This window comes from Nocardia shimofusensis NBRC 100134, assembly GCF_001613125.1.
Lineage (GTDB): Bacteria > Actinomycetota > Actinomycetes > Mycobacteriales > Mycobacteriaceae > Nocardia > Nocardia shimofusensis.
In genome coordinates this window covers 37,070-61,167 of record NZ_BDBT01000028.1, presented here as the reverse complement: position 1 = coordinate 61,167, position 24,098 = coordinate 37,070, and the positions used below count along the sequence as shown (strand labels likewise).

Annotated in this window: 18 protein-coding genes; 13 read left to right on the top strand and 5 right to left on the bottom strand. The window is 68.6% G+C overall.

What is annotated here, in order from left to right:
• Positions 1-11: 11 nt before the first annotated feature.
• The gene (locus tag NS3_RS22965; RefSeq protein ID WP_245649758.1) at positions 12-626 is read right to left on the bottom strand and encodes a TetR/AcrR family transcriptional regulator; all 615 of its coding nucleotides are present in this window, start codon (positions 624-626) and stop codon (positions 12-14) included.
• A gap of 98 nt (positions 627-724) precedes the next feature.
• On the opposite strand from NS3_RS22965, the gene NS3_RS22960 reads away from it, so the two are divergent.
• The 4 genes from NS3_RS22960 to NS3_RS22945 are packed head-to-tail and all read left to right on the top strand — an operon-like array spanning position 725 to position 5,065.
• Positions 725-1,618 (top strand): metal-dependent hydrolase, encoded by an 894-nt coding sequence (locus tag NS3_RS22960; protein ID WP_067863267.1) that lies wholly within the window; start codon positions 725-727, stop codon positions 1,616-1,618.
• A 35-nt stretch (positions 1,619-1,653) separates the two neighbouring features.
• The gene (locus NS3_RS22955; protein ID WP_067863349.1) at positions 1,654-2,658 is read left to right on the top strand and encodes a PDR/VanB family oxidoreductase; all 1,005 of its coding nucleotides are present in this window, start codon (positions 1,654-1,656) and stop codon (positions 2,656-2,658) included.
• A gap of 26 nt (positions 2,659-2,684) precedes the next feature.
• On the top strand, positions 2,685-4,184 hold the full coding sequence (locus tag NS3_RS22950; protein ID WP_067863264.1) for a flavin-containing monooxygenase: 1,500 nt from the start codon (positions 2,685-2,687) through the stop codon (positions 4,182-4,184).
• Positions 4,181-5,065 carry a short-chain dehydrogenase/reductase gene (locus tag NS3_RS22945; RefSeq protein ID WP_067863261.1) on the top strand — a complete coding sequence of 295 codons (885 nt, stop codon included), beginning with the start codon at positions 4,181-4,183 and terminating at the stop codon, positions 5,063-5,065. The genes NS3_RS22950 and NS3_RS22945 overlap by 4 nt, the downstream gene beginning before the upstream one ends.
• 9 nt (positions 5,066-5,074) lie before the next feature.
• Here the strand turns inward: NS3_RS22945 and NS3_RS29265 are convergent, their stop codons facing one another.
• Together NS3_RS29265 and NS3_RS22940 are read right to left on the bottom strand one after the other, a co-directional pair.
• Complete coding sequence (locus NS3_RS29265; RefSeq protein ID WP_157101485.1) at positions 5,075-5,218, bottom strand: hypothetical protein; 144 nt, start codon at positions 5,216-5,218, stop codon at positions 5,075-5,077.
• Positions 5,215-7,257, bottom strand: a complete 2,043-nt coding sequence (locus tag NS3_RS22940; RefSeq protein WP_067863259.1) for an N-6 DNA methylase — start codon at positions 7,255-7,257, stop codon at positions 5,215-5,217. Before NS3_RS22940 ends, NS3_RS29265 begins: the two co-directional genes overlap by 4 nt.
• Positions 7,258-7,843: 586 nt before the next feature.
• Between NS3_RS22940 and NS3_RS28625 the strand changes: the two genes are divergently transcribed.
• The 3 genes from NS3_RS28625 to NS3_RS22925 all read left to right on the top strand — a co-directional run bounded on the left by NS3_RS28625 (position 7,844) and on the right by NS3_RS22925 (position 11,841).
• Complete coding sequence (locus NS3_RS28625; RefSeq protein WP_084495849.1) at positions 7,844-8,875, top strand: VWA domain-containing protein; 1,032 nt, start codon at positions 7,844-7,846, stop codon at positions 8,873-8,875.
• Between the two features lie 68 nt (positions 8,876-8,943).
• Positions 8,944-9,828 carry a PP2C family serine/threonine-protein phosphatase gene (locus tag NS3_RS22930; RefSeq protein ID WP_169811674.1) on the top strand — a complete coding sequence of 295 codons (885 nt, stop codon included), beginning with the start codon at positions 8,944-8,946 and terminating at the stop codon, positions 9,826-9,828.
• Between the two features lie 3 nt (positions 9,829-9,831).
• Positions 9,832-11,841: a hypothetical protein gene (locus tag NS3_RS22925; protein WP_067863250.1), complete on the top strand. Its 2,010-nt coding sequence runs from the start codon at positions 9,832-9,834 to the stop codon at positions 11,839-11,841.
• 57 nt (positions 11,842-11,898) lie between these two features.
• On the opposite strand, the gene NS3_RS22920 is transcribed toward NS3_RS22925, so the two are convergent.
• Entirely contained in the window at positions 11,899-13,260 is a 1,362-nt protein-coding gene (locus NS3_RS22920; protein ID WP_067863247.1) for an FAD-binding oxidoreductase, read from the bottom strand.
• Positions 13,261-13,531: 271 nt separating this feature from the next.
• Here NS3_RS22920 and NS3_RS22915 point away from each other — a divergent pair, with 271 nt between their 5' ends.
• On the top strand, positions 13,532-14,692 hold the full coding sequence (locus NS3_RS22915; protein ID WP_067863244.1) for a helix-turn-helix transcriptional regulator: 1,161 nt from the start codon (positions 13,532-13,534) through the stop codon (positions 14,690-14,692).
• Between the two features lie 61 nt (positions 14,693-14,753).
• On the opposite strand, the gene secA is transcribed toward NS3_RS22915, so the two are convergent.
• A complete protein-coding gene (gene secA / locus NS3_RS22910) occupies positions 14,754-17,552 on the bottom strand; it encodes a preprotein translocase subunit SecA (RefSeq protein WP_067863241.1) in 2,799 nt (932 codons plus the stop codon).
• Between the two features lie 308 nt (positions 17,553-17,860).
• Between secA and NS3_RS22905 the strand changes: the two genes are divergently transcribed.
• From NS3_RS22905 to NS3_RS22885, 5 genes are all read left to right on the top strand, one after another.
• A complete protein-coding gene (locus tag NS3_RS22905) occupies positions 17,861-19,294 on the top strand; it encodes a WS/DGAT/MGAT family O-acyltransferase (RefSeq protein WP_067863238.1) in 1,434 nt (477 codons plus the stop codon).
• A gap of 55 nt (positions 19,295-19,349) precedes the next feature.
• Positions 19,350-19,898 (top strand): DUF6912 family protein, encoded by a 549-nt coding sequence (locus NS3_RS22900; RefSeq protein ID WP_067863347.1) that lies wholly within the window; start codon positions 19,350-19,352, stop codon positions 19,896-19,898.
• A gap of 287 nt (positions 19,899-20,185) precedes the next feature.
• Positions 20,186-21,322 (top strand): ferredoxin reductase, encoded by a 1,137-nt coding sequence (locus NS3_RS22895; RefSeq protein WP_067863235.1) that lies wholly within the window; start codon positions 20,186-20,188, stop codon positions 21,320-21,322.
• Positions 21,323-21,371: 49 nt separating this feature from the next.
• Positions 21,372-22,712: a fatty acid desaturase family protein gene (locus tag NS3_RS22890; protein ID WP_067863232.1), complete on the top strand. Its 1,341-nt coding sequence runs from the start codon at positions 21,372-21,374 to the stop codon at positions 22,710-22,712.
• 110 nt (positions 22,713-22,822) lie between these two features.
• On the top strand, positions 22,823-24,073 hold the full coding sequence (locus NS3_RS22885; RefSeq protein WP_067863229.1) for a fatty acid desaturase family protein: 1,251 nt from the start codon (positions 22,823-22,825) through the stop codon (positions 24,071-24,073).
• Positions 24,074-24,098: the final 25 nt, after the last annotated feature.

Below are 24,098 nucleotides of genomic sequence, written 5' to 3'. Positions count from 1 at the left end.
AGCGCGCGCCCTCACCCCTCGACGATGGGGAGCAGATACGCGCGGGCGAAGGCCGCCATGTCCTCGTCGTCGTGGAACTGCCCCGCGCCGTAGGGCGCGAGGATCAGCGAATGCACCATGCGGCAGATCAATTCCGCGCGGACGGGTAGGTCCGGCGCGGCGGTCAGCAGGCCGCGATCCACCGCGCGTTGCAGCGCCGTCGCCGTCGCCGCGACGCACATGGCGAAGGTCGTCGCGCCCTCGGCGGTCAGCTTCATGATGACGCGTTCGGGCTCGAGCGCCATCATCCGCTCGACGAGCGGGTTGGTCCGCCAGCGGGTGAGCACGGTGACGAAGATGTCGGTGACCAGGTCTTCGACGGTGTCGTGGCGCTCGGCGATCTCGGCGAGTTCGGTGAGCACGGCCGTGACCTCACGGCCGACCACGGCCAGCACGACATCGTCGCGGGAGCCCATCCGCCGGTAGACGGTGACGCGGTCGACGCCTGCTTGGCGGGCGATGTCCTCGATGGTCGTCTTCTTGACGCCGACCTTCTGGAACCGGACGAAGGCAGCGTCGAGGATCCGCGCCTCGATGCCGTCGATGGCATTGTCCCGGGTAGAGGCAGTTTTCGGCGCGCTGATCACAGCATCCACGCTAACAGAGCACACTCCGGCTGCAACATTCTCAAACAATTTGTTGCTGCAACATTGCAATGGAAAATGTTGCGATGTACGTTCGCTCCATGGCTCAGACAGCAGGCGCGACGAGGCGCCCCTACCGCGACGAGGCGCACGCGATCAACGCACGCGACGTGCACTTCGACTTCTCCACCGTGCCCATGCACTACATCCCCGGCGAAGTGCTGGCCACCCACATCATCAACGTGATGCATCTGCTGCTCCCGGAAGGCGAACGGGCGATGGCGCAGGCACTGGCCGAGTCGCTGCCCTATATCGACGACGAACGCCTGCGCGAGGAGGTCACCGGCTTCGTCGGCCAGGAGACCATGCACGCCGCCACCCATGAGGCCGCGCGCAGGCACCTGCAATCGATCGGTCTCGATGTCGACTCCTACATCGCCGGGATCGGGTGGGCGGTGGACCGGATCCTCGGCGATCACGGGCTCAGCGGGCGAGCCGCAGAGGAATGGCTGAAAGAGCGTCTCGGACTGTTCGCCGGCATGGAGCACTACACCGCCGTGTTCGGCGAATGGCTGCTCAACGCCGAGGTACTCGAGCGCAAAGGCATGCATCCGGCCATGCTCGACCTGGTGCGCTGGCACGGCGCGGAGGAAGTCGAGCACCGCAGCGTCGTCTACGACGCGTTCATGCACGTCGACGGCAGTTACGCCCGCAAGGCCCGCACGGCGCTGATCGCGAGCGCGACACTGCTGCCACTGTTCGTGCTGTCGGCCGCATACATGTATCGGAAGGACCCCTCGCCGGACAAAGGCCGGTTCTGGGCGTGGCAGTTCGTCAGCGCCACCCGCAGGAAGGTGATCCCCAGCTGGACGTCGTTCTTCACCGAGGTCCCGCGCTACCTGCGGCCGGGGTTCCATCCCTGCCAGCTGGGTCCGATGGACACGGCGCTGCGCTACCTCGCGCATTCGCCCGCGGCCAGGGCGGCGCAGCAGTGACGGGCGCGACCACCGGCGCGCCCGCCGGGCTGCGGATGCTCGGCGGCGTGATCGACGTCTACAAGCACCTGTTCGTCTCCGGTCCCGCCGCGACCGTGCTCTCGCGGCCGAACCCGGTGCGGCGCACCGGTTTCGATCTCGATCTCGTGGTCGAGTCCGTGACGCGGGAAGCCGACGACGTGGTGGCTGTGACGCTGCGGGCGCCCGACGGCGAACAACTGCCGAGTTGGCGGCCCGGCTCGCATGTGGACGTCTTCCTGCCGTCGGGCCGTCAGCGGCAGTACTCGCTGTGCGGCGACCCGGCCGACCGGCAGCGGTATCGGATCGCGGTCCGCCGCATCACCGACGGGGAGGGCGGCTCCCGGGAAGTCCACCAGACCCTGCGGGCGGGCGACCCACTGCACGTCCGCGGGCCGCGCAACGCCTTCACCTTCGTCGAGGCGCCGTCCTACCTGTTCCTCGCGGGCGGCATCGGGATCACCCCGATCCTGCCGATGGCGAAGGCCGCCGGCGCGCGCGGACAGCTGATCTACACCGGCCGCACCCGATCCGCCATGCCGTTCCTGGCCGAACTGCCCGCGCACGCCGACGTCAGGCCGGACGACGAGTGCGGTGTGCCCGTGGTCGAGGAATTGCTCGCCCGCGCCGAGCCCGGCGCGGCGGTCTACGTCTGCGGTCCGCCGCCGATGCTCGAGGCCGCCCAGCGGTGCGTGTTCGACCTCGACCCCACCGGCTCCCTGCACACCGAACGGTTCTCCGCGCTTCCGGTCACCGACGGCAAGCCGTTCCGGATCGAGCTGGCCCGTTCCCGCAAGTCGGTGCGGGTCGAGGCGAACGAAACCGCGCTGAGCGCGATCCGCCGCGTCGCGCCCGACGTCACCTACTCCTGCCGTCAAGGATTCTGCGGAACCTGCCGGGCAGGCGTGCTCTCCGGCGAGGTCGACCACCGCGACCGGCTGCTCACCGACACCGAGCGCGGCGATCGAATGCTCATCTGCGTCTCGCGCGCGGCGGGCGACGAACTCGTGCTCGATCTCTGATCCCTGATCTCTGCGAAAGGACAACGGTGTCCGAGACAACCGAGAAACAGAAACAATCGCCGGGGAGCCCTGCCATCGAGCACAGAGACATCGCCATTGTCGGCGCCGGCTTCGGCGGCATCGGCCTGGCGGTCGAACTGCGCGAGGCCGGGTTCGACGACCTGCTGATCCTGGAGCGGGCGGACGACCTCGGCGGCACCTGGCAGGCCAACACCTACCCCGGCTGCGCGTGCGACGTCCCCTCCCACCTGTACAGCTACTCCTTCGCGCCGAACCCGAACTGGACGCGCACCTACGGCACGCAGCCGGAGATCCTCGACTACATCCGCTCGGTCGCGCAGCGATTCGACGTGGTCCGCCACATCCGGTTCGGCACGGAGCTGACCGATGCCCGCTGGGACGAGGACGCCTCGCTCTGGCGCATCGAGACCTCCCGCGGCCCGCTCACCGCCGATTACCTGCTCTCCGCCGCCGGAGTCTTCGCCGAGGCGAAGTACCCCGACCTGCCGGGCCTGGACACCTTCGCGGGCACGGCTTTCCATTCGTTGCATTGGGACCACGACCACGACCTGACCGGTGAACGGGTCGCGGTGATCGGCACCGGCGCGTCCGCGGTGCAATTCGTGCCGGAGATCCAGCCGAAAGTCGGTGAGTTGCTGCTCTTCCAGCGCTCCGCGCCCTGGATCGTGCCCCGGATGGACCGCGTCACGATGGCAGCCGAGCGACGGCTCCTGCGCACGGTGCCGATGATGCAGAAGGCGATTCGCGGCGGCTGGTACGCGACGATCGAGGCATTCGGCCTGATCTCGTTGGTGGACAAGCGCTTCCGTCACCCCTACGAGGCCATCTCCAAACTACACCTGCGACGCCAGGTGCGTGACCGGAGGCTGCGCGAGAAACTGACCCCCGACTACGTGATCGGCTGCAAGCGCGCGATCTTCTCCGACGCGTACTTCCCGGCGCTGGACCAGCCGAACGTCGAGGTGATCACCGAATCCATCGCGCAGGTCCGGCCGCATTCGATCGTGCTGCGCGACGGGTCCGAGCACGAGGTGGACACCATCATCTTCGGCACCGGTTTCGACCCGATCCCGTCGGTGTTCGACCGCTTCCACGGGCGCGACGGCCTCACCCTGGCGCAGCTGTATCACCAGCAGCCGCAGAGCTATCTGGGCATCGCCCTCGCCGGGTTCCCCAACTTCTTCTGCACGCTCGGCCCGTTCGGCGCGGCGGGCAACCAGTCGGCCATCTACATGATCGAATCCCAGATCACCTACATCGTCGATGCCCTGAGCACGCTGCGTCGCCGCGGCGCCCGCAGCGTCGAGTTGCGCCCGCAGGTCCAGCAGCGGTTCGTCGAGGAGATGCGGGAGCGCAGTACCTCCACGGTCTGGCTCACCGGCGGATGCCAGACGTACTACACCACCCCCGACGGCCGCAACGCCGGCCTGTATCCGAACTGGAGTTTCGAATACCGTCGCCGCACCGCCGGATTCGACGCCGAGTCCTACGAGGTGCGCGCATGATCGACATCACCGGACTGCTCGGGCGAGCCGGCCTGGCTCCCGCGCGCTACGACGTCGACGGCCGGGTCGCACTGATCACCGGAGCCGGTCAGGGCATCGGCCGCGCGCTGGCGGCCATCCTGAGCGGGCGCGGCGCCCGGATCGCGGTGGTCGACATCGACGCCGCCGCGGCGACCGGCGCCGCGGCGCAACTCGGCGCGAACGCGGTCGGCATCGGTGCCGACGTGGCCGACCGGGCGGCGATGGAAAAGGCTGTCGCCCAGGTGATCGACCAGTTCGGCCGGTTGGACGTCGTGGTCGCCAATGCGGGCGTCGTGCCCGAGCCCGCGACCCTGCGCACCATGACCGGAGCGGCGTTCGATCGGGTGATGGCCATCAACCTCACCGGCGTGTACAACACTGTGCACCCGGCGCTGGACCAGATCGTCGCCCGGCGCGGGCATGTGGTGGTCGTGTCCTCGTGCGCGGCGTTCACGCCGGGCATGGCCGGCTCGCCGTACATGATCAGCAAGGCCGCCGTCGAGCAGCTCGGCCGCGCCCTGCGGGTGGAGCTGGCCGGGTTCGGCGCGAGCGCGGGCGTCGCGTATTTCGGCGTCGTGGAGACCGAGATGACGCACGACACCCTCGACCGCGACAGCCTCGGCCACGAACTCGACGAGCTGATGCCCTGGCCGCTCAACGTCCGTATCACCGCGACCGAGGCGGCCACCGTCATCGCCGACGGCATCGCCCGCCGCGCGCCGCGCACCATCGCACCGCTCGGGTGGGAGCCCTACGCGCTGCTGCGCGGCGCGGTCAACGTCGTGCTCGACAGCCGGCTGGCCACGGATTCCCGGATGCACGAGCTGATTCGGCGCGTCGAGCAGCGTGCGCGGGCGTGAGCGACCCCGCTACGGTCGCGGTGTGAGGCGTACCGCTGCGAGGGCATCGCCGCGCCGATCGGCCGCCTGGTCGAGGGGGTCGTCGAAGAATCCAGCCGGATGGACGCTTGCGAGCGCGCCGAACCAGGGCACCGCGGCCTTGCCGATGCTCATTTCCCACCTTCCGCAGTGGTGGCGGGCTCCAGCGCGCCCACGGTGAGGCCGTTGGCGACCAGGCGGTTGATGTGGGCGGCCAGGTCGTCGGTGCGGCGGGCGGCGGCGCGTAGGTGGTGCAGGCGGGCGAAGGCGGCGCCGTATTCGCGTTGCCGGGGCAGCGGGAGCAAGGGGATCCGGATGCGTTGCGGGACCAAGCGGATCGAGGATCCGAGGGGGGAGGCGGCGGTATCGGGACTACCGGCGAAACCGGCCACGAACCAGGGGTCGAGGCGGTCGGGGTCCACGCGGAGGGCGATGACGTTGAGACCGATGGCGGCGCCGATCCATTTCTCGGGTGCCACTCGAGCGTTGACGACGCGGTCGCGGCCACCATGGACGAGGGGGACGATCACGTCGTTGCGCTCGATCCGCACCACGGTGCGCTGCCAGGTGTCGTCGACGAGGCCGGTCGGGTCGCTGTCGGTGGCGACGTCGCGGCCGGTGAGGGCGGGGGTGCCGAGGTCCGCTTCGGGCGGGTCGGCGCGGTTGCCGGAATTCAGGACTTCCAGTGCGCCGCCCGCCGCCAGGTCGCGCACGGTGGCGGTGCGCCAGGCAGGGGCGTCGGAGGTGGTGAGGAATTCGAGTTCGGCTGCGGCGGCGCGTATCTCGTCGATCTCGGTGAGCAGATCGCGGAGGGCCGCGGTGACGGCTTCGCCGGTGCGGTCGGCGTCGACAGCGGCGCGGACGTGGCGGGCGGGGGTGAGGTCGACGTCGTCGTCGAGGACGTCCATCACGCGGAGCACGGCGGCCGGCTCGACGGTGGCGGCCTCGCGGTCGCCACGAGCGAAGGCACGCCAGGTGGTGGTGACCAGGCGGGTGAGATCGTCCCAGGGCAGGGTGTCGGCGACGGGGGTGGCGGCCTGGTCGGCGACAAGGCGGGCGGTGTCGAGGAAGAGCACGTCGTCGGGCACGGGAAGTTCCGGGGCGGGGCGCATCAGCACCCACAGTTGCAGCGCTATCTGACGAGGCGGGGCGAGGCCGGCAGGAAGGCCGATAACGGCGCGTAATGCACCCGCGCGCAGAAGGTTGGCGCGAATGCGGCGGCCGCTGGAGCGCATCGCGACAGCGGGGGGCAGCAGCAGCACGGCGCGGCCACCGGGGCGCAGATGCGACAGGGCGTGCTGGACCCAGGCCAGCTCGGACTCCACGCGCGGGGGCACGCCGTATTCCCAGCGGGGGTCGAGCGCCAGGCGGTCGGCACCCCAATCCCGTTGCTGGAAAGGGGGATTGCTGATCACGGCGTCGAAGGTCAGACCCGAGAAGGCATCCTCGGCAAGGCTGTCGCCCTCCGCGACGGACACCAGCATCTTGCCTGGGGCTTCGGAGGAATTCGCTGTGCGCTCGGCTTCGAGGGCGAGCAATGCCCGGGCGCGGTGGGCCTGGACCGTCAGTAGGTCTTGGCCGAAGAGCTCGCGCGCCCCGGCGTGCGCGGCGGCTCGCAGCAGGGTGCCGCTGCCGCACGCCGGGTCGAGCACCTCGGCGGGCATGGCGGCGGAGACCGGAACGCCGACGCCGTGGGAAGCCTCGACGCCGCGGATCAATTCGACGATCAAGTCGGCCAACGGTTTCGGAGTCGGATAGACGCCGGTGGTGGGGTTCTCCTCCAAGCCGCGTTCGGCCAACGCGTCGAGCACGGCGACCGGGTCGCCGGCGTGCGCGGCGGCGCGGATGGCGCGCAGCACTTCGTCATCGGCGTCGTGGGGATGCGGGTCGGCGGCGAGGGCGGGCAACTGGTCGATGAGGCCGGGGATGTCCTGGGGGCGCACGGCGGCGCGCAGAACGGTGCGCAGCTCGCGCAGCGGCGACTCGGCCGCTGCGAGGCCGCGCTCGCGCAACCAGTCGCGCACGTCGGCGAGTTCGAACAGTGGTCGGGCCTCGCTGCCGCCACTGGGCGACGGAAAGTCGGGGTGGCGTCGTCGCCAGTTGCTGACAGTGGCGCGGGTGACGCCGGCCAGCCGGGAGATCTCCGCGGCCGTGACCTGTGGGGTGTCGTACATACCCCTCCTTTCGTGTCGCCCAAGCTTCGACCACACAGGTCTGATTGTCAATCATGTTCCAACTGGTTGACAATGTTTTCGCTCTACCTTACGTTAACGATCTGTCGGCCACGATGCTGAAAACCTTGTTAATCGCAAAGGCGGAGAAGCATCCGACTCTCCCGGCTGTCCTACGCCGGATACCGAAAGGGCACCGCCCGTGATCGACCACACCCGCGTCCACCAAAACACCTGGCCCTGAGGGCCTTTCACACCGAGAACGTCCCCATGAACGACAAGACCCCTGGACAGCGCCATTCCCAGCAATCGCATCCCGGCCATCAGCAGCACGGTCACCAGCAGTCCCATCCTCAGCACACCGCTGCTCAGCACTCCTATCCTCAGCACACCGATCCTGTGCAGCCCGTTCCCCCGCCGGCTGGGGCACACCAGCACCTCGCCGGAGCGCCGTATCGGGGCCCCCATCCGGCGCCGCAGCCGCCGAAGCGATCGACTCCGGTGTGGCCGCGGGTGACCCGGAACCGCGCCCGGACAGGCCCCGCCGCCGGCTGCCCCGAAGCCGGCGGCGGCGCCCGCGGGCGCGGCGGTGCGGGACGGGAAGTTCGAATTCCGGGTGACCGCCGTCGACGCGCCGGTGAAGACGGTGGGCGACAACCAGTTTTCGCAGACCACCGCGCAGGGGGAATACCTTCTGGTGCACGTGAGCGTGACCGATATCGGAGACCGGCCGCAGACCCATTTCGGCAGAACTACACGACTCGATGTTCTCCGGCGGGGCGAAAGTCGCCCTACGCTGACCGCATCGGTCGGTGGTCGAGTAGCGAACCGACAGACACCGACCGGTGCGGAATGTCATGCTGACGATCCCCGAATTCTGTTCGGGGCGTACCGAATCGCGAATGCGCCAGGAGGCGGACCTTTGTCGGACTTCACTATTCCCCTGAACGAGGCCAACCCCGATCCACGCGTTGCCTGCATCGTCCTCGCCGATGTATCGGGATCGATGTCGGGTGCGCCGATCGCCGCACTGCAGGAAGGGTTCGCCGCGTTCGTCGAGTACGTCACCGAGGACGACTTGGCGCGCAAGCGGGCCGAGGTCGCGGTGATCACCTTCGGAACCCAGGCGCAGGTGGCGGTGCCGTTGCAGGAAGCCAGGATGCTGGAACCGATTCAGTTCTCCGCAGGCGGCAGTACGAATATGGCCGCTGCCATCGATATGGCGATCGACATGATCGACGAGCGCAAGCGTGAATACAAAGCCGGCGGCATCCAGTACTACCGGCCGTGGTTGCTGCTGCTCACCGACGGCGCGCCCAACCCGATGGGCTTCGACGCGGCCGTGGCGCGGTTGAACGCGCTCGAAGCGGCCAAGGGCGTCACGGTGTTCGCGATCGGCGTCGGCGACAACGTCGACTACCGGCAGCTCGAGCGGGTGACCACGCAGCGTCCGCCCGCACCGCTGGCCGGACTGCAGTTCAACGAGTTCTTCGAATGGCTGTCGGCCTCGCTCGGCAATATGGCGAGCTCGGGCAACCACGGCCGCTCCGACCAGCAGGTGGCGGCCAACTCCGACCAGCAGGTGGCGCTCGCACCACTGTCGGGCTGGACGACCGTCTGATGGTGTGGCTGCCCCGTGCTCCCCTCTCCGAACCCGAACCCGGACCCGAACCCGGACCCGAGTCGAATGTGATTGCGCCCGTTCGGCGTTGGAAGGTCGGCGGCGCCTCGGTGGCCGGCGAGGCGCACATCCGCAAGGGCCTCGGCTGCGACGACGCCTTCGCCTACGCGATCACCGGTGACCTGGTCGTCGCCGCGGTCGCCGACGGCGCGGGCAGTGTCACGCAGACCTCGGCGTGGGGTTCCTACACCGTGTGCGACCGGGTCGTGACAACCGCGCTCGGCCCGGAGTTCCTCGACTGGTTCGGCGATGTCCGGCGCGGCGAGGCGGCCCCGGAAGGCCTGATGGAGTGGCTTTTCCAGCAGGCCCTCGGCGCGCTGCGGGCGCGGGCGCGCGACACCGGGCAGCCGATCGCCGAGCTCGCCACCACACTGGCGGTGGCGATCGCCACGCCGGAGTTCGCGATTTTCGCGCAGATCGGGGACGGGGTGATCGCGCTGCGGCAACGGGACGAGGTGCGGACGGTGCTCATCGAGGAGAAAGGCGAGTACGCGAATCTGACCTGGTTCGTACAGTCGCGCGATGCCTTCACCGCTTCGTTCCGCGTGCATACCGCCGACGACGTGACGGCGTTCGCGCTGAGCACCGACGGGATGGCCTACAAGATCACCGAGGTGGCCAGCGGGGCGGCGTTTGTGCCGTTCTTCACGGGCGCGTGGGCGGCGACGGAGGCGAACAAGCTGGGGGAAGCCGAACTCGAGGCCTGGCTGACCGGGATCGCCGACGATCAGACCGGCGACGACAAGACCGTCGTACTGGCGGTGCTCACCGATACCGATACCGATACCGATACCGCCGACGACGCGACCGCGGGCGCCGGCTCGGAGCGGCGCGTGCAGTCGCGGCGGCCACCGGCGTATCTCGCTCCAGCGGCGGCGGAGGTCGAAGGCTGAGTCATGCGGGAATTCGTCATGCAGGAATTCCGACTCGACGACGGACGGTCCGTGCGGCTCGGCAAGCAGCTGGCCAGCGCCGGTGAGGGCGTGGTCAGCGAGGTGATAGGCCATCCCGAGTGGGTGGCCAAGATCTACCATGCGCACCTGCCGAAGCAGGGGCTCGCGGCGCGCGACCGGAAGATACGCGCGATGACCGCCGCCAAGCCGGCAGGCGTCGAGCAGGCCGACGGTTTCGTGGTACTCACCTGGCCGGAGCACGCGGTGGTCGGACCCGACAACCGGGTGCGCGGATTCGTGATGCGCAAGATCGACACCGCCGAGACGGTCGAGGTGCACAGCCTGTCGAATCCGGCCGACCGGGCGGACCCCAATCCCAAAGGGCCGCAATGGCCGAAGAAGGTGACCTGGCTGCATCTGGTCAATATCGCGCGCAATCTGTGCCGGGCGGTCGACACCGTGCACCGGGCCGGCGCGGTGATCGGTGATTTCAACGAGCGCAATATCCTCGTCGCCGACACCACGCTGGTGAGTCTGGTCGATTGCGATTCCTTCCAGTTCCGCTCCGGTTCGACGGTGCATCCGTGCGGGGTGGCTCGGGCGGAATTCCTCGCGCCCGAATTGGCGACTGTCGATCTGGCCCGGCACATCCGGGACAAGTCCTCGGACCTGTTCGTGCTGGCCATCCACATATATCTGTTGTTGATGGCGGGCAATCATCCGTTCTCGCGCGGCAACTGGACAGGGCCCGGCGAGAAACCGGACGCGTTGATGCTGGCCGCGGGCGGGCACTGGGCCGGTGGCGCGCGATCGAAACTGACATCACATCCGGCGGCGCCCGAGGTGGATATGTTGCCCGCGGCGGTGCGGGATCTGTTCGAGCGGGCGCTCGGCACCGGGGCGAGACAACCGGCGCAGCGTCCGTCGGCCGCCGAATGGGAGCGCACGCTCGCAGCGATGACCTCGAGCCGGTGCGCGCGGGACAAGACGCACTACTATCCGCATCAGAATCGGAGCTGCCCGTGGTGCAGGCTCGCCGAGCGCCGCAACGGCGGCACCAGCGCGACGTCGGGCTCGGGAACGACGAGGCTGCCGAATCGAGGGACGGCCCCTGCGCGGGTCACGACCTGCGCCGCGAGGATCGGCACGAAACCCGGCGGGCAGACGATGACCATGATCCGGCCGGCCACCGCGCCCGCACTCCCCCGGCCCGCCGTGACACGGCAGGCCCCGGCGACCACACCCGGCAAAGCCGACCCGGTGGTCACCGAGCGGCGGAAGATCGACCGCACCGTCGGCCGCCTCGTCCTGGGGGCGACCTCGACGTGTCTGATTCCCTGGTTGCTCGGCCACTATCTGTTGCGCGGCAGCTATCTGCCGGTCTCCGGTGAGGTCTACAACGACGCGATCCGGGCCTGGTGGCCGTATTTCTGGGCCGAGTTGCGCGGCGGCTGGGCACTGCTCTGGCTACTGGCGGGGTCGTTTCTGCTGTTGCGGCCGTGGCGCGGGCGGTGGTGGTCCATCGTGGCCGCTGTCGCGCTGCTGGCCATGGCGGTCTTGGTAGGACCCGGCGCGCGGGACAGCTTCGCGAGCGCCGAGGTGGCATCGGTGGCCGGGCTGGACTCGACCGGATTCCCGTTCTCCAGGCACCACACCACCTGCGGATCCATCGACGTGGGCGTCCGAGCGTCCGAGCACGCTCCGGTGCATTCCTTGTGGCAGATGTATGTGTTCACCGAGAGTGGCTACGGCAGCTCGGTCTGCGATCGCGTCGCGGTGTATCACGGTTGGCAGGAAGTCGCGTACCTGCGACTGCCGGACGGCGTCGGCTTCGCAAACGGTGACAGCACCATGTCGGTCTACTTCCAGGACGTCGACGATTCCTATCCGTCCGGCTGGGCCTTCTGGAACTACGACCTGTCCCGGGTGTGGCTCACCGCCCGCACCACCGACGGCCGGGTCGTGTCCACCAACCTTCGCGACGCGGCCGACGGCGGACTGGCTCTTCGGTAGGAACGCGCTGGAGGCGCCGACGAAAGCCGCCGGCGCCTCCAGACCCCTCGCGCTGTCCTACAGGGCGTGATTCGCCACGAACACCGAGCCCGGCGCGACGGCATCGCGCAGCTGACTCAGGCGGGTCCAGTCCTCCCCGTCGAACAGCCTCCCGCTGTCGACACGGTTCTCGGCGAAGGTCGCGACCAGATGGGGCAACGACCACGGCGCCATCGCCCGCACCACCGCGAAGCCCGCCGCCTTGCCCGCCACCGCGGCCTGCGGTGTGGGTGCCACCGCGACGCAGAGCAGGGCGTACTCACCCGGGATATGTGACAGCGCACCGCCGTTCGCGTCGGGGCGGGCGATGGCGCCGCCCAGGTGGCGAAGTTCGGCGAACATCAGGCCGTGCGCTGTGCCGTCGCCGACGCGGGCGAGGAAGGCCGCGACGGCTTCGGCGTCGAGTGGGCCGAGGACGCTGTGGTCGCCGACCGCGGGGGTGGGGGCGGGCGGGTCCATGTGGACCTCGACCAGGCCCTGAGCGGGGATGCGGCCGAAGGTGTCGATCTCGGGGCTCAGGGCGCGCAGGGGAGCGAGCAGATCGGCTGCGACGTGGTCGGATTCGAGAATGGCGCCGTCGATGACGACGATGTCGCGGCCGGACAGAAACGGCGGAAGTTCCGGCAGCGGCGGGAAGCTCATCACGCGCAGCGAGGTGGTGGCCGACTCGGGGACGGTCTCGGTCCACTCGACCCACGCCGGGACGACCTCGGCCGCCCGCGACCGATCCCACAGCAGCATGCCCGCGAAAACGTCCTCGTAAGGCAGCAATTCGATGTCGATGGCGACGACGACGCCCAGGTTGCCGCCGCCGCCGCGCAGCGCCCAGAACAGCTCGGGGTTCTCGGTGGCGGAGGCGTGGGCAACGGTGCCGTCGTGCAGGACCACGTCGAAGGAGCGCACCGAGTTCACGGCCAAGCCGTGGACGCGGCCGTAGAAGGACAGGCCGCCGGACAGGATGTAGCCGGCGACGGCGACGTCGGGGGCGCTGCCGTGCAGGGCGGTCAGGCCGTGCGGCGCGGTGGCGGCCAGCACGTCCTGCCACAGGGTGCCGCCGAGCACGCGGGCTGTGCGCGCGCTCGGGTCGACCGTGACGCCGGTGAACTGTGACAGCCGCAGCAGCACCACGTCGTCGAGGGCCACGTCGGCGAGCGGGCCCGCGCCGTGACCGGTGCTCTGTGGCGCGATCCGCAGGCCGGCGGCGGTGGCGGCACGCACCACCGCCGCCACCTGTTCCACACCGGTCGGGACGGCGACCGCGGCGGGACGCTGGTCGACCGCGGTATTCCAGCACGCGCGGGCGGCGTCGTAGCCAGGGTCGCCGGGCAGATGCAGTTCGCACTGTGTGCGCACCGATTCGAGAGCGAGAGCGATAGTCATGCCGACAAGATTCGGCCGATTCGCCGCTCGCCGACATCCCGCGTCGCGGGGTACTTTCCGACCCGCGATGCTGGGGGTGGCCGTCCCCAGAAATCTGGGAGACGGCCGCCGAGGAGATCCTCGGTGCGCTCACAGGAGCTCAGCGCCATCAACGGCGAGCCGACCATCATGCCCAGGGCGAAGACGGTGATCAGCCGGCCATGGCCCTGTTTCCTGGAAACCCAGAGTTCTGGGATGGCGCCGCGGCCACCGCGGCGCGCACAATGCCTCCATGGCTCGAGGACTGACAGCAGCACGGGTGCGACAGGATGTGGACGTGGTCGCGCGCGCGGGCCTCGACCTGGAAACCTTCCTGCAGGAGGCCGTGGACTCGGTGGCGCGGGCGGTGCCGTGGGTCGGGGCGTGCGTGGGTACGCACGATCCGGCGACACACATGCTCACCAGCGCGCGCAAGTACGGCCACCTGCGGGATCGCAACAGTCACGATCACGAATTCGGGCTCATCGAGTACGGGACCGTGGAGCCGACGGCGTTCACCGAGCTGGCACACGCGGAGGTGCCCGCCGCGGCGGTGCACCTGATGACCGGCGGGTCGGTCGAGGAATCGGGCCGGATGGCGATGTTCATGAAACCGCACTTCGACTTCGCGGACGAGGCGCGGCTGGTGTTCCGCGACGGCCACCAGGTGTGGGGCGCGATGGCGTTGTTCCGAGGCTCGGACGACAGGCCGTTCGACGCGGCGGAGGTGCAATTCCTGGCATCACTGGCCGCGCCGTTCGCCCACGGGGTGCGTACCGGGCTGCTCTCCCGGCTGGCCGAAGGGTTGCCGCCGACCGCGGTCACCGGGCCCGCGGTGGTGATCGTCGGCGCCGACGACCAGATCGCGCAGATGAGCCTGGGCGCCGAACAACGGCTCGACGATCTGAACTACGGCGCCGCGGGGTGCGACCCGCTGGCGGCGGTCTCGGCGCTGGTCGGCGCGGCCAGGCGCTACGGGCGCGGCGAGACGCCGGTCCCGCCCCGCTGCCGGCTGCGCACGGTGAGCGGGATGTGGCTGGTATTGCACGCCGGGCCACTGATCTCCCGCGACGGCCGACAGGGCGAGGTGGTCATCACCATCGAGGAAGCGCGGCCGCCGGAGATCGTCTCGATCGTGGTGGCCGCCTACGGACTCTCGCCACGTGAACGCGACGTCGTGCAGCTGGTGCTGCAGGGCATCGACACCAAGGAGATCGCGGCCACTCTGCACCTGTCGACCTACACCGTGCAGGACCACCTGAAATCGGTCTTCGACAAGGCGGGCGTACGGTCCCGCCGCGAACTCATCTCCCGCGTCTACTTCGACCAGTACGTGCCGCGCATGGGTACCGACCTCTCGCCCGGCGGGTGGTTCACCGACCCCCAGGCGAGCGATCGGCCGATGGGCGCCTGAACGGCGATATCGCCGAGGGCGGCAGGTGCGGAGGCGACCTCCGGCACCTGCCCGGCCCGATTCAGTGCCTGCGGCGGGACTTCGGTCCGCGCTTGGCCTTGCCCTCGGCGCGAGCCGCTTCGCGGCGCTCGCGGCGGGGAGCCGGGGCTCCGTTGCCGCCGTATTCCTCGGCGTCGCTGTGGACCTCGGCGCGACCGCCCTCGTCGGGTCCGATGTAATTCAGGCCGCGGGGGGCCTGATCGGTGATGCCCTTGGCCAGCAGCGGGGCCGGGGCGGCGGGCGGCGGAGTCGCGCCGATCGGAGAACGCAGGCCCGGGTCGACGGAGACGCCGGTGGGCTGCGGCTGCTGGACTTCGACCTTCAGGTTGAACAGGAAGCCGACCGACTCCTCCTTGAGGCCGTCGAGCATGGCCATGAACATGTCGTAGCCCTCGCGCTGGTATTCGACCAGCGGGTCGCGCTGGGCCATCGCGCGCAGGCCGATGCCTTCCTTGAGGTAGTCCATCTCGTAGAGGTGCTCGCGCCACTTGCGGTCGAGTACCGATAGCAGCACCTGACGTTCGAGGTTGCGCATGGAGCCCTCGCCGGCCAGACCGTCGATCTCCTGCTCGCGCTTGGCGTAGGCGGCGTGGGCATCGTCGAGGACGGCCTCGAGCAGTTCGTCGCGGGTCAGGTCGCGTTCCTCGCCCGCGAGTTCACCGGTCAGCTCGCGGTAGTCCAGGCCCACCGGGTACAGGGTCTTGAGCGCGGTCCACAGCTTCTCCAGATCCCAGTCCTCCACGTAGCCTTCGGCGGTCGCGCCGTCGACATAGGCGGTGAACACGTCGGTGATCATGTTCTGGACCTGACCCTCCATGTCCTCGCCACGCAGGATCCGGTTGCGCTCGCCGTAGATGACGGTGCGCTGCTGGTTCATGACCTCGTCGTACTTGAGGACGTTCTTGCGGATCTCGAAGTTCTGCTGCTCGACCTGGGTCTGCGCGCTCTTGATCGCCTTGGAGACCATCTTGGCCTCGATCGGCACGTCGTCGGGCAGGTTCAGGCGGGTCATGATCGACTCGAGCGCGGCGCCGTTGAAGCGGCGCATCAGCTCGTCGCCCAGTGACAGGTAGAAGCGGGACTCGCCCGGGTCGCCCTGGCGGCCGGAGCGGCCGCGCAGCTGGTTGTCGATACGGCGCGAATCGTGGCGCTCGGTGCCCAGCACGTACAGGCCGCCTGCCTCGATGACCGCCTCGGCGTCGGCCTCGGTCTGGGCCTTGACGTTCTCCAGGGTGGGCAGCCAGGCCGCCTCGTACTGCTCGGGGGTCTCCACCGGATCCATGCCCTGCTTGCGCAGCAGCAGGTCGGCGAGGATGTCGGGGTTGCCGCCGAGCACGATGTCGGTGCCTCGACCGGCCATGTTGGTGGCGACGGTGACCGCGCCCGGCCGACCGGCCTCGGCGATGATCTGGGCTTCCTGCTCGTGGAACTTGGCGTTGAGCACGTTGTGGGGGATGCCGCGGCGGGTGAACTGCTTGGACAGGTACTCCGAGCGCTCCACGCTGGTGGTGCCGATCAGCACCGGCTGGCCGAGTTCGTGGCGTTCGACGACGTCGTCGACCACGGCGTTGAACTTGGCTTCCTCGGACTTGTAGATCAGGTCCGACTGGTCGATGCGCTGCATCGGGCGGTTCGTCGGGATCGGGACCACGCCCAGGTTGTAGATCTGGTGCAGCTCGGCGGCCTCGGTCTCGGCGGTGCCGGTCATGCCGGACAGGCGGCTGTAGAGGCGGAAGTAGTTCTGCAGGGTGATGGTGGCCAGCGTCTGGTTCTCCGGCTGGATCTCCACCCCTTCCTTCGCCTCGATGGCCTGGTGCATGCCCTCGTTGTAGCGGCGCCCGACCAGGATGCGGCCGGTGAACTCGTCGACGATGATGACCTCGCCGTCGCGGACGATGTAGTCCTTGTCGCGCTGGTAGAGCTCTTTGGCCTTGACGGCGTTGTTCAGGTAGCTGACCAGCGGCGAGTTCGCGGCCTCGTAGAGGTTGTCGATGCCGAGCTGGTCCTCGACGAACTCCACGCCGGCCTCGTGCACGCCGATGGTGCGCTTCTTGATGTCGACCTCGTAGTGCACGTCCTTCTTCAGCAGCGGGGCGATGCGCGCGAACTCGGCGTACCACTTGGAGGAGGCGTCGGCCGGACCCGAGATGATCAGCGGGGTGCGGGCCTCGTCGATGAGGATGGAGTCGACCTCGTCGACCACGGCGAAGTTGTGGCCGCGCTGCACCAGGTCGTCGAGCGAGTGCGCCATGTTGTCGCGCAGGTAGTCGAAGCCGAACTCGTTGTTGGTGCCGTAGGTGATGTCGGAGTGGTAGGCGACGCGCCGCTGCGGCGGGGTCATGCCGCCGAGGATCACGCCGACCTCGAGTCCGAGGAAGCGGTGCACGCGACCCATCCACTCGGCGTCGCGCTTGGCCAGGTAGTCGTTGACGGTGACCACGTGCACGCCGTCGCCGGACAGCGCGTTGAGGTAGGCGGGCAGCACACAGGTCAGGGTCTTGCCCTCACCGGTCTTCATCTCGGCGATATTGCCCAGATGCAGCGCCGCGCCACCCATGATCTGCACCTTGTAGTGCTTCTGGTTGAGCACCCGCCAGGACGCCTCCCGCGCGACGGCGAACGCTTCCAACAGCAGGTCGTCGAGGGTTTCGCCGTCGACGTAACGCTGTTTGAACTCCGCGGTCTTCGCCTGCAGCTCGGCGTCGGTCAGGTCCTCGTAGTCGGGGCCGAGCGCGATCACCTCGTCGGCGAGATGAGCGAGCCGCTTGACGGTGCGACCCTCACCGATCCGTAGCAACCTCGAAAGCGTCAGCGCAGGCACGGGTCTTTTCAGTCCTCTGGTCGGGTGTCGGTTCGGTCCCCCCACAGGCTCCGCCGAGTTCGGCGGAATCCGCGGCACGAATTCATGGTAGTCGCGCTACCTGGGCACAGTGCGATGCACTACCTGGGCACAGTGCGATGCACTACCTCGACGCAGTGCTATGCAGGCGGGCGTCCACTGTGATCGAATCGAAGCATCGTGCCACCGTAACGCCGCCGCCGCTCGCTCGGAGCCGGTGGTCGTGCCGAAGGGTGACGCGGTGGCGAGCGGGTCGGGCGTCACCAGCATCGAAAGGAGCGACTGGCAGCGTGATCACCAGATTGACGCCACAGGACGCGGCGTTCTACCGGCTGGAGTCGAGCAGCAATCCGATCCACGTCGGCTCCCTCATGATCGTCACCGGTCCCGATCGCGGTGACGGCGACGATCCCGGCGACGGCTCGCCGGGGGTGGACTACGACAGCCTGGTCGATCTGGTGGAGAGCCGGTTGGCGCTGGTGCCGCGCTACCGCTGGAAGGTCCGCGAGATCCCGTTGTCGCTCGGCAAGCCGGTGTGGGTGGAGGACAGCAAGTTCGACATCACCTATCACGTCCGACGCTCCGCGCTGCCCAGTCCGGGCAGCGAGGAACAGCTGCACGAGCTGGTCGCGCGGCTGGCTTCCCGGCCGTTGGACCAGAGCAGGCCGCTGTGGGAGATGTATCTGATCGAGGGGCTGGCGGGCGGGCGCAGCGCGATCTTCACCAAGACGCACGCGTCTCTGGTCGACGGTGAGGAAGCACTCGAGATCGGCCACGTCATCCTCGACACCAGCCCGTCGCCACGCGAGGTGGCCGACGTCCCCTGGGAGCCGCTGCGCGAACCCACCGAGGTCGAGCTGCTGGTCGGTGCGCTCTCCCGGCTGGCCGCCCGGCCGAGGGAAGCGGTCACGGTGGCACGCGAGCGCAGCTCCGAGGCGTTCGCGATGGTCGGGGCCGCGAGCCGCGCGCTGGACTCGGTGGTCTCGGCGGTGCGCGCGGTCGCGGTCGGCGCTCCGGACAGCCCGCTCAACGCGCCCACCTCACGGCATCGGCGCTTCGCGGTGGCCAACACCGATCTGGCCGTCCACCGCAGAATCCGCAAGCATTTCGACTGCTCGCTCAACGACGTCATCCTGGCGGTGGTCACCGGGGCGTTGCGCAACTGGTTGCTCTCCCGCGGCGAAGGGCTGGTCGAGTCGACCACGCTGCGGGCGGTGGTGCCGATGTCGGTCTATATCGAGGACGACGGCGCCGAGCGGCCTGCCCCGGCCAGTGAGGTGTCCTCTTTCCTGTTGGACCTGCCGGTGGGAGAACCGAACCCGGTGATCCGGTTGTCGCACATCGCGCACGCCAACGAGGCCAACACCAAGTTCCGGCGCGGTGTGCGGGCGCGCACGCTGGTGCATCTGTCGGGCTTCGCCCCGGCGAGCCTGCACGCGGTCAGCGTGCGGGCGGCGAGTACGTTCGCTGAACACACATTCAATCTGGTGATCACCAACGCACCGGGTCCGCAGCGGCCGATGTATGTCGGCGGCGCGCGGATGCTGGAGATGTACGCGGTGTCGCCGCTGCTGCGCAATCAGGCCTCGAGCATCGGGATCACGTCCTACGACGGTCGTGTCTTCTACGGGCTCAACGGCGATCGCGAGGCGATGGCCGACATCGGCGTCCTGGCGGCCGCGGTGCACGAATCCTTGGAGGAGATGCTCGGTGCCTGCGCCTGAGACGAGTTCACCCGAGACGACCACGCTGCGGGTCTATGTGCCCGTGACGGTGCCGATGCTGCGCCGGCTGCTCGCCGAGCGCGAGATCTTTCCGCCCGGCGGCACCGCGTTCGCGGTGACCCCCGCGCTGCGCGAGGCCTACGCCTCCGGTGACGACGAGGAACTGGCCGAGGTGGCCATGGCGGAGGCCGCGCGCGCCGCACTGCGCCTGATCGCCGCCGAGCGCGAGGACCTCACCGACTCGGTGGAGGAAGCCCTCGAGCCCCCCGGCGACGCCGACGCGGCCCCGGCGCCCGGCTCGGGTGCGCACGGCGGCCCGGTGTACCGGCGGGCGGTGATCGCGGCCGACGTGTCCGGGGCGAAGCTGCGGCCCGACCTCGACGACGCGGTGGTCAAGCTGTCCGGGCCGATCCCCTACGACCGGATCGCTTCGGTGCACGTCGATCTGGCCGAGGCCGAGCCGGAGGTGGCCAAGGCGGTGGACGTGATCGACGCCGCCGATCTCGGTGACGAGGACGCCGAATTCGTGCTCGGCGACGCCGAGGACCACCAGCTGGCCTGGTACGCCAACCAGGAACTCGCCTTCCTCGTGGAGCTGCTCTGACGCACCCGGCCGTGCACGGTGTTCCCCGGAAAGGCGGTCCCGAGGAAGGTGCCCGCGAACAGCGTTACCCGCAACGGTTACCGAAGGCTCACGCTGGGAGTCCGAACAGCACTTCCACGGATCAACCTACGATGCCGTAACCTGACAGTGAGCGGGCCCGCCCACCGGGCGGTGTGACTCGCGCAGACCTATGTGACCGCGAGCCGGTCGAATTCGCCACTGCGGCGGATCCGGCATCAGCGACGAACGACACCGCGGCGAACGAACAGAAAGACGAAACAGCACCGATGGTCCTGAAGAATGTCCGTGACTGGTTGGAGGCGCCCGCGGCGAATGTCGCCGAGCGCGGAGGCCGGCTCAATGTGCTGCGCGGCGCCGTCGCCCGGGTGACCACGCCCCTACTGCCCGACGACTACCTGCACCTGGCCAATCCGCTGTGGTCGGCGCGCGAACTGCGCGGGCGCGTCGTCGATGTGCGCGAGGAGACCGCGGATTCGGCCACCCTCGTCATCCGGCCGGGCTGGGGCTTCGATTTCACCTACCAGCCGGGCCAGTACATCGGCATCGGCCTGCTGGTGGACGGTCGCTGGCACTGGCGTTCCTACTCGCTGACCTGCCCGCCGAACTGGAGCTCGCCCGAGCACGGCGGCAAGAAGGTCATCTCCATCGCGGTCAAGGCGATGCCGGAGGGCTTCCTGTCCAGCCACCTCGTCGGCGGCGTGACGCCGGGCACCATCGTGCGGCTGCAGGCCCCGCAGGGCGGTTTCGTCATGCCCTCCCCGCCACCGCCGAAGGTGCTGTTCCTGACCGCGGGCAGCGGCATCACACCGGTGATGTCGATGCTGCGGGCGATGGACCGCCGCGACGGCATCGCCGACGTGGCGCACCTGCACTCCGCGCGCTCGGAGCAGGACGTGATGTTCGGCGCCGAGCTGCGCGCGCTGCACGACAAGCATCCCGGCTTCGCCTCGCACCTGCGGCTGACCGGGGAGCAGGGCAAGTTCGCCCTGGCCGATCTCGACGCCGAGTTCCCGGACTGGCGCGAACGCGAGACCTGGGCGTGCGGTCCCGCGGCGATGCTCGACGAGATCGAGAAGCACTGGCAGGCCGCGGGTCTGGCGGCGAAGCTGCACGTGGAGCGTTTCGAGATCGAGCGGTCGAAGGTCGGCGAGGGCGGCACGGTCACCTTCGGCAAGTCCGGGCGCAGCGTCGAAGCCGACGGCGCGACCAGCCTGCTCGAAGCGGGCGAGTCGGCCGGTGTGCAGATGCCGTTCGGTTGCCGGATGGGCATCTGCCAGACCTGTGTGGTGACAGTGGCCGAGGGCCACGCTCGCGACTTGCGCAACGGCGACGAGCGCCGGGCCGGCGACAAGGTGCAGACCTGCATCTCCGCGGCAGCGGGCGACTGCACGCTCGATATCTGAGCCTCCGCGTACCCTCGACAACAACGTCCAGCCACAGAAGGGACTGGCGGTGGCCATCACCGATATCCAGGCATTTTCCCACCTCACGAACACCGACATCGAGGCACTCGGCCACGAACTCGACACCATCCGTCGTTCGGTGGAGCAGTCACGCGGTGAACGTGACGCGAAGTACATCCGCCGCACCATCGCCGCCCAGCGCGGGCTCGAGGTCGCGGCCAGGGCCGTGCTGTTCGGCAGCCGCAACCGGTGGGCCTGGCTCGCGGGCACAGCGATGCTCTCGGTCGCCAAGATCATCGAGAACATGGAGCTGGGCCACAACATCAGTCACGGCCAATGGGACTGGATGAACGATCCCGAGATCCACTCCGGCACCTGGGAGTGGGACATGACCGGCCCCTCGGCGCAGTGGCGGCGCGCGCACAACTACTCCCACCACACCTACACCAACGTGCTGGGCAAGGACGAGGACCTCGGCTTCGGCATCCTGCGTATGACCAGGGACGAGCCGTGGCGGCCGATCCACCTGGTGCAGCCGGTGGCCAACCTGATCCTGGCAGCCACCTTCGAGTGGGGCATCGCCCTGCACGACTGGGACATCGAGAAGCAGCTCACGAACACCCCGCCCCGGCAGCTGCGCTCGGGACCGAACCGGGAATTCGCCCGCAAGATCACCCGCCAGGTCGTCAAGGATTTCGTGATCTACCCGGCGCTCACCGGGCCGGCGTGGAAGTCGACGCTGAAGGCGAACGCCACCGCGAACCTGGTACGCAATCTGTGGGCCTACGCGGTGATCTTCTGCGGGCATTTCCCCGACGGCGCGGAGAAGTTCACCATCGAACAGCTCGAGGGCGAAACACAGTCCGAGTGGTATCTGCGCCAGATGCTGGGCAGCGCCAATTTCGACGCCGGGCCCGCGATGGCGTTCATGAGCGGCAATCTCTGCTATCAAATCGAGCATCACCTGTTCCCGGATCTGCCGAGCAACCGGTATCCCGAGATCGCGGCGCGAGTGCGCGAACTCTGCGATAAGTACGACTTGCCCTACACCACCGGATCGTTGGGCAAGCAGTACATGCTGGCATTCCGCACCATTCACAAGCTGGCGCTGCCGGACCGTTTCCTCAAGCGCACCGCCGACGACGCACCGGAAACGTCCTCCGAGCGCAAGTTCGTCGGTATCACGTTGCCGCACACCGAACGCTGGGGTGAGCACAACCGGCTGATCACCGATCCGGTGACCGGAAAGCGACGCGGGCTGCGTTCGGCCATCCAGGAGGCCAAAGTGGCGCTCGAGGAGAAGGCGCAGCACGAAAAGCAGATGCTGCGGGAGAAGAAGGCCGCCCTGAAAGAGCTCAAGCGCTCCGGGATGCGGGCACGCCGAGCCTGAATTACCATGCCTCGACCGCGAATACAATGCGGGATTTGCCACACCCGCGTGGAGAATTCGCCACGGCGCGGGCAACCTACGGTCTCGTAACTTACGGTACTGTAGCCGCCATGGCGATCTCGGATGTCAAGGAGTACGCGCACCTCACCGAGGCCGATGTAGAGGCCCTCGGTGCGGAGTTCGACGCGATCCGACGGGAAATCGAAAGTTCACGCGGCGAACCGGACGCGCGCTATATCCGCAATGTCATCAGGCTGCAACGCGGCCTCGAAATCAGCGGTCGCGCAGTCCTTTTCGCCAGCCCGCTACCGCCCGCGTGGCTGGCCGGCGCGGCATTGCTGGGCGTGGCCAAGATCATCGAGAACATGGAGATCGGCCACAATGTGATGCACGGCCAGTGGGACTGGATGAACGACCCGGAAATCCACTCCAGCACGTGGGAATGGGACAACACCGACCCGTCCAAGCACTGGAAGCACACCCACAACTACCTGCACCACAAGTACACCAATGTGCTCGGCATGGACGACGACATCGGCTACGGCCTGCTGCGCGTCACCCGTGACCAGCGCTGGAAGCCGTTCAATCTCGGTAACCCGGTCTACAACCTGATCCTGCAGCTGCTGTTCCAGTACGGCGTCGCGATCCAGCATCTGGAGCTGGGCAAGGTGGCCACCGGCCGCATCAGGCCCGGCACGCCCGAGCGCGAAGAATTCGAGCGCAAGCGCTCCGAGGTGCTCGAGAAGGTCGGCAGGCAGGTCCTCAAGGACTACGTGATCTTTCCGGCGCTGACCGGCCCCGCGTTCTTCTCCACGCTCACCGCGAATATGACCGCGAACGTGATCCGCAATGTCTGGTCCAACGCGATCATCTTCTGCGGCCACTTCCCCGACGGCGCTGAGAAATTCACCAAGGCGGATGTGGACAACGAGAGCCGCGCCGAGTGGTACCTGCGCCAGATGCTGGGCAGCGCCAATATCTCCGGCGGCAAGCTGATGCATTTCATGTCGGGCAACCTGAGCCATCAGATCGAGCACCACCTGTTCCCCGATCTGCCGAGCAACCGGTACGCCGACATCGCGGTGCGGGTGCGCGAACTGTGCGACAAGTACGACCTGCCCTACACGACCGGCCCGTTCCTGGTGCAGTACTTCAAGGCCTGGCGCACCATCGTCAAGCTGTCGCTGCCGAACAAGTACCTGCGTCACACCGCCGACGACGCCCCCGAGACCGCCTCGGAGCGCCGCTTCAACGGTGCGACCGCGCCCAGCTACGACCCGGTGACAGGCAAGCGGCAGGGTCTTCGCACGGCGCTGGCCAAGCAGGGGCGCCGGTTCGCTCGGCGGTTCGCGTCCGCCTGAACCCCGCCGTACGCGGCACACGCGC

Excerpts from the sequence above, each read along its gene's own strand:
- NS3_RS22900 (WP_067863347.1), top strand. The coding sequence starts at position 19,350 with ATGCTGCGCCGGCTGCTCGCCGAGCGCGAGATCTTTCCGCCCGGCGGC.
- NS3_RS22945 (WP_067863261.1), top strand. The coding sequence starts at position 4,181 with ATGATCGACATCACCGGACTGCTCGGGCGAGCCGGCCTGGCTCCCGCG.
- NS3_RS22955 (WP_067863349.1), top strand. The coding sequence starts at position 1,654 with ATGCTCGGCGGCGTGATCGACGTCTACAAGCACCTGTTCGTCTCCGGT.
- NS3_RS22895 (WP_067863235.1), top strand. The coding sequence starts at position 20,186 with ATGGTCCTGAAGAATGTCCGTGACTGGTTGGAGGCGCCCGCGGCGAAT.
- NS3_RS22885 (WP_067863229.1), top strand. The coding sequence starts at position 22,823 with ATGGCGATCTCGGATGTCAAGGAGTACGCGCACCTCACCGAGGCCGAT.
- NS3_RS22925 (WP_067863250.1), top strand. The coding sequence starts at position 9,832 with ATGCGGGAATTCGTCATGCAGGAATTCCGACTCGACGACGGACGGTCC.
- NS3_RS22940 (WP_067863259.1), bottom strand. The coding sequence starts at position 7,257 with ATGTACGACACCCCACAGGTCACGGCCGCGGAGATCTCCCGGCTGGCC.
- NS3_RS29265 (WP_157101485.1), bottom strand. The coding sequence starts at position 5,218 with ATGAGCATCGGCAAGGCCGCGGTGCCCTGGTTCGGCGCGCTCGCAAGC.
- NS3_RS22920 (WP_067863247.1), bottom strand. The coding sequence starts at position 13,260 with ATGACTATCGCTCTCGCTCTCGAATCGGTGCGCACACAGTGCGAACTG.
- NS3_RS22915 (WP_067863244.1), top strand. The coding sequence starts at position 13,532 with ATGGCTCGAGGACTGACAGCAGCACGGGTGCGACAGGATGTGGACGTG.
- NS3_RS22960 (WP_067863267.1), top strand. The coding sequence starts at position 725 with ATGGCTCAGACAGCAGGCGCGACGAGGCGCCCCTACCGCGACGAGGCG.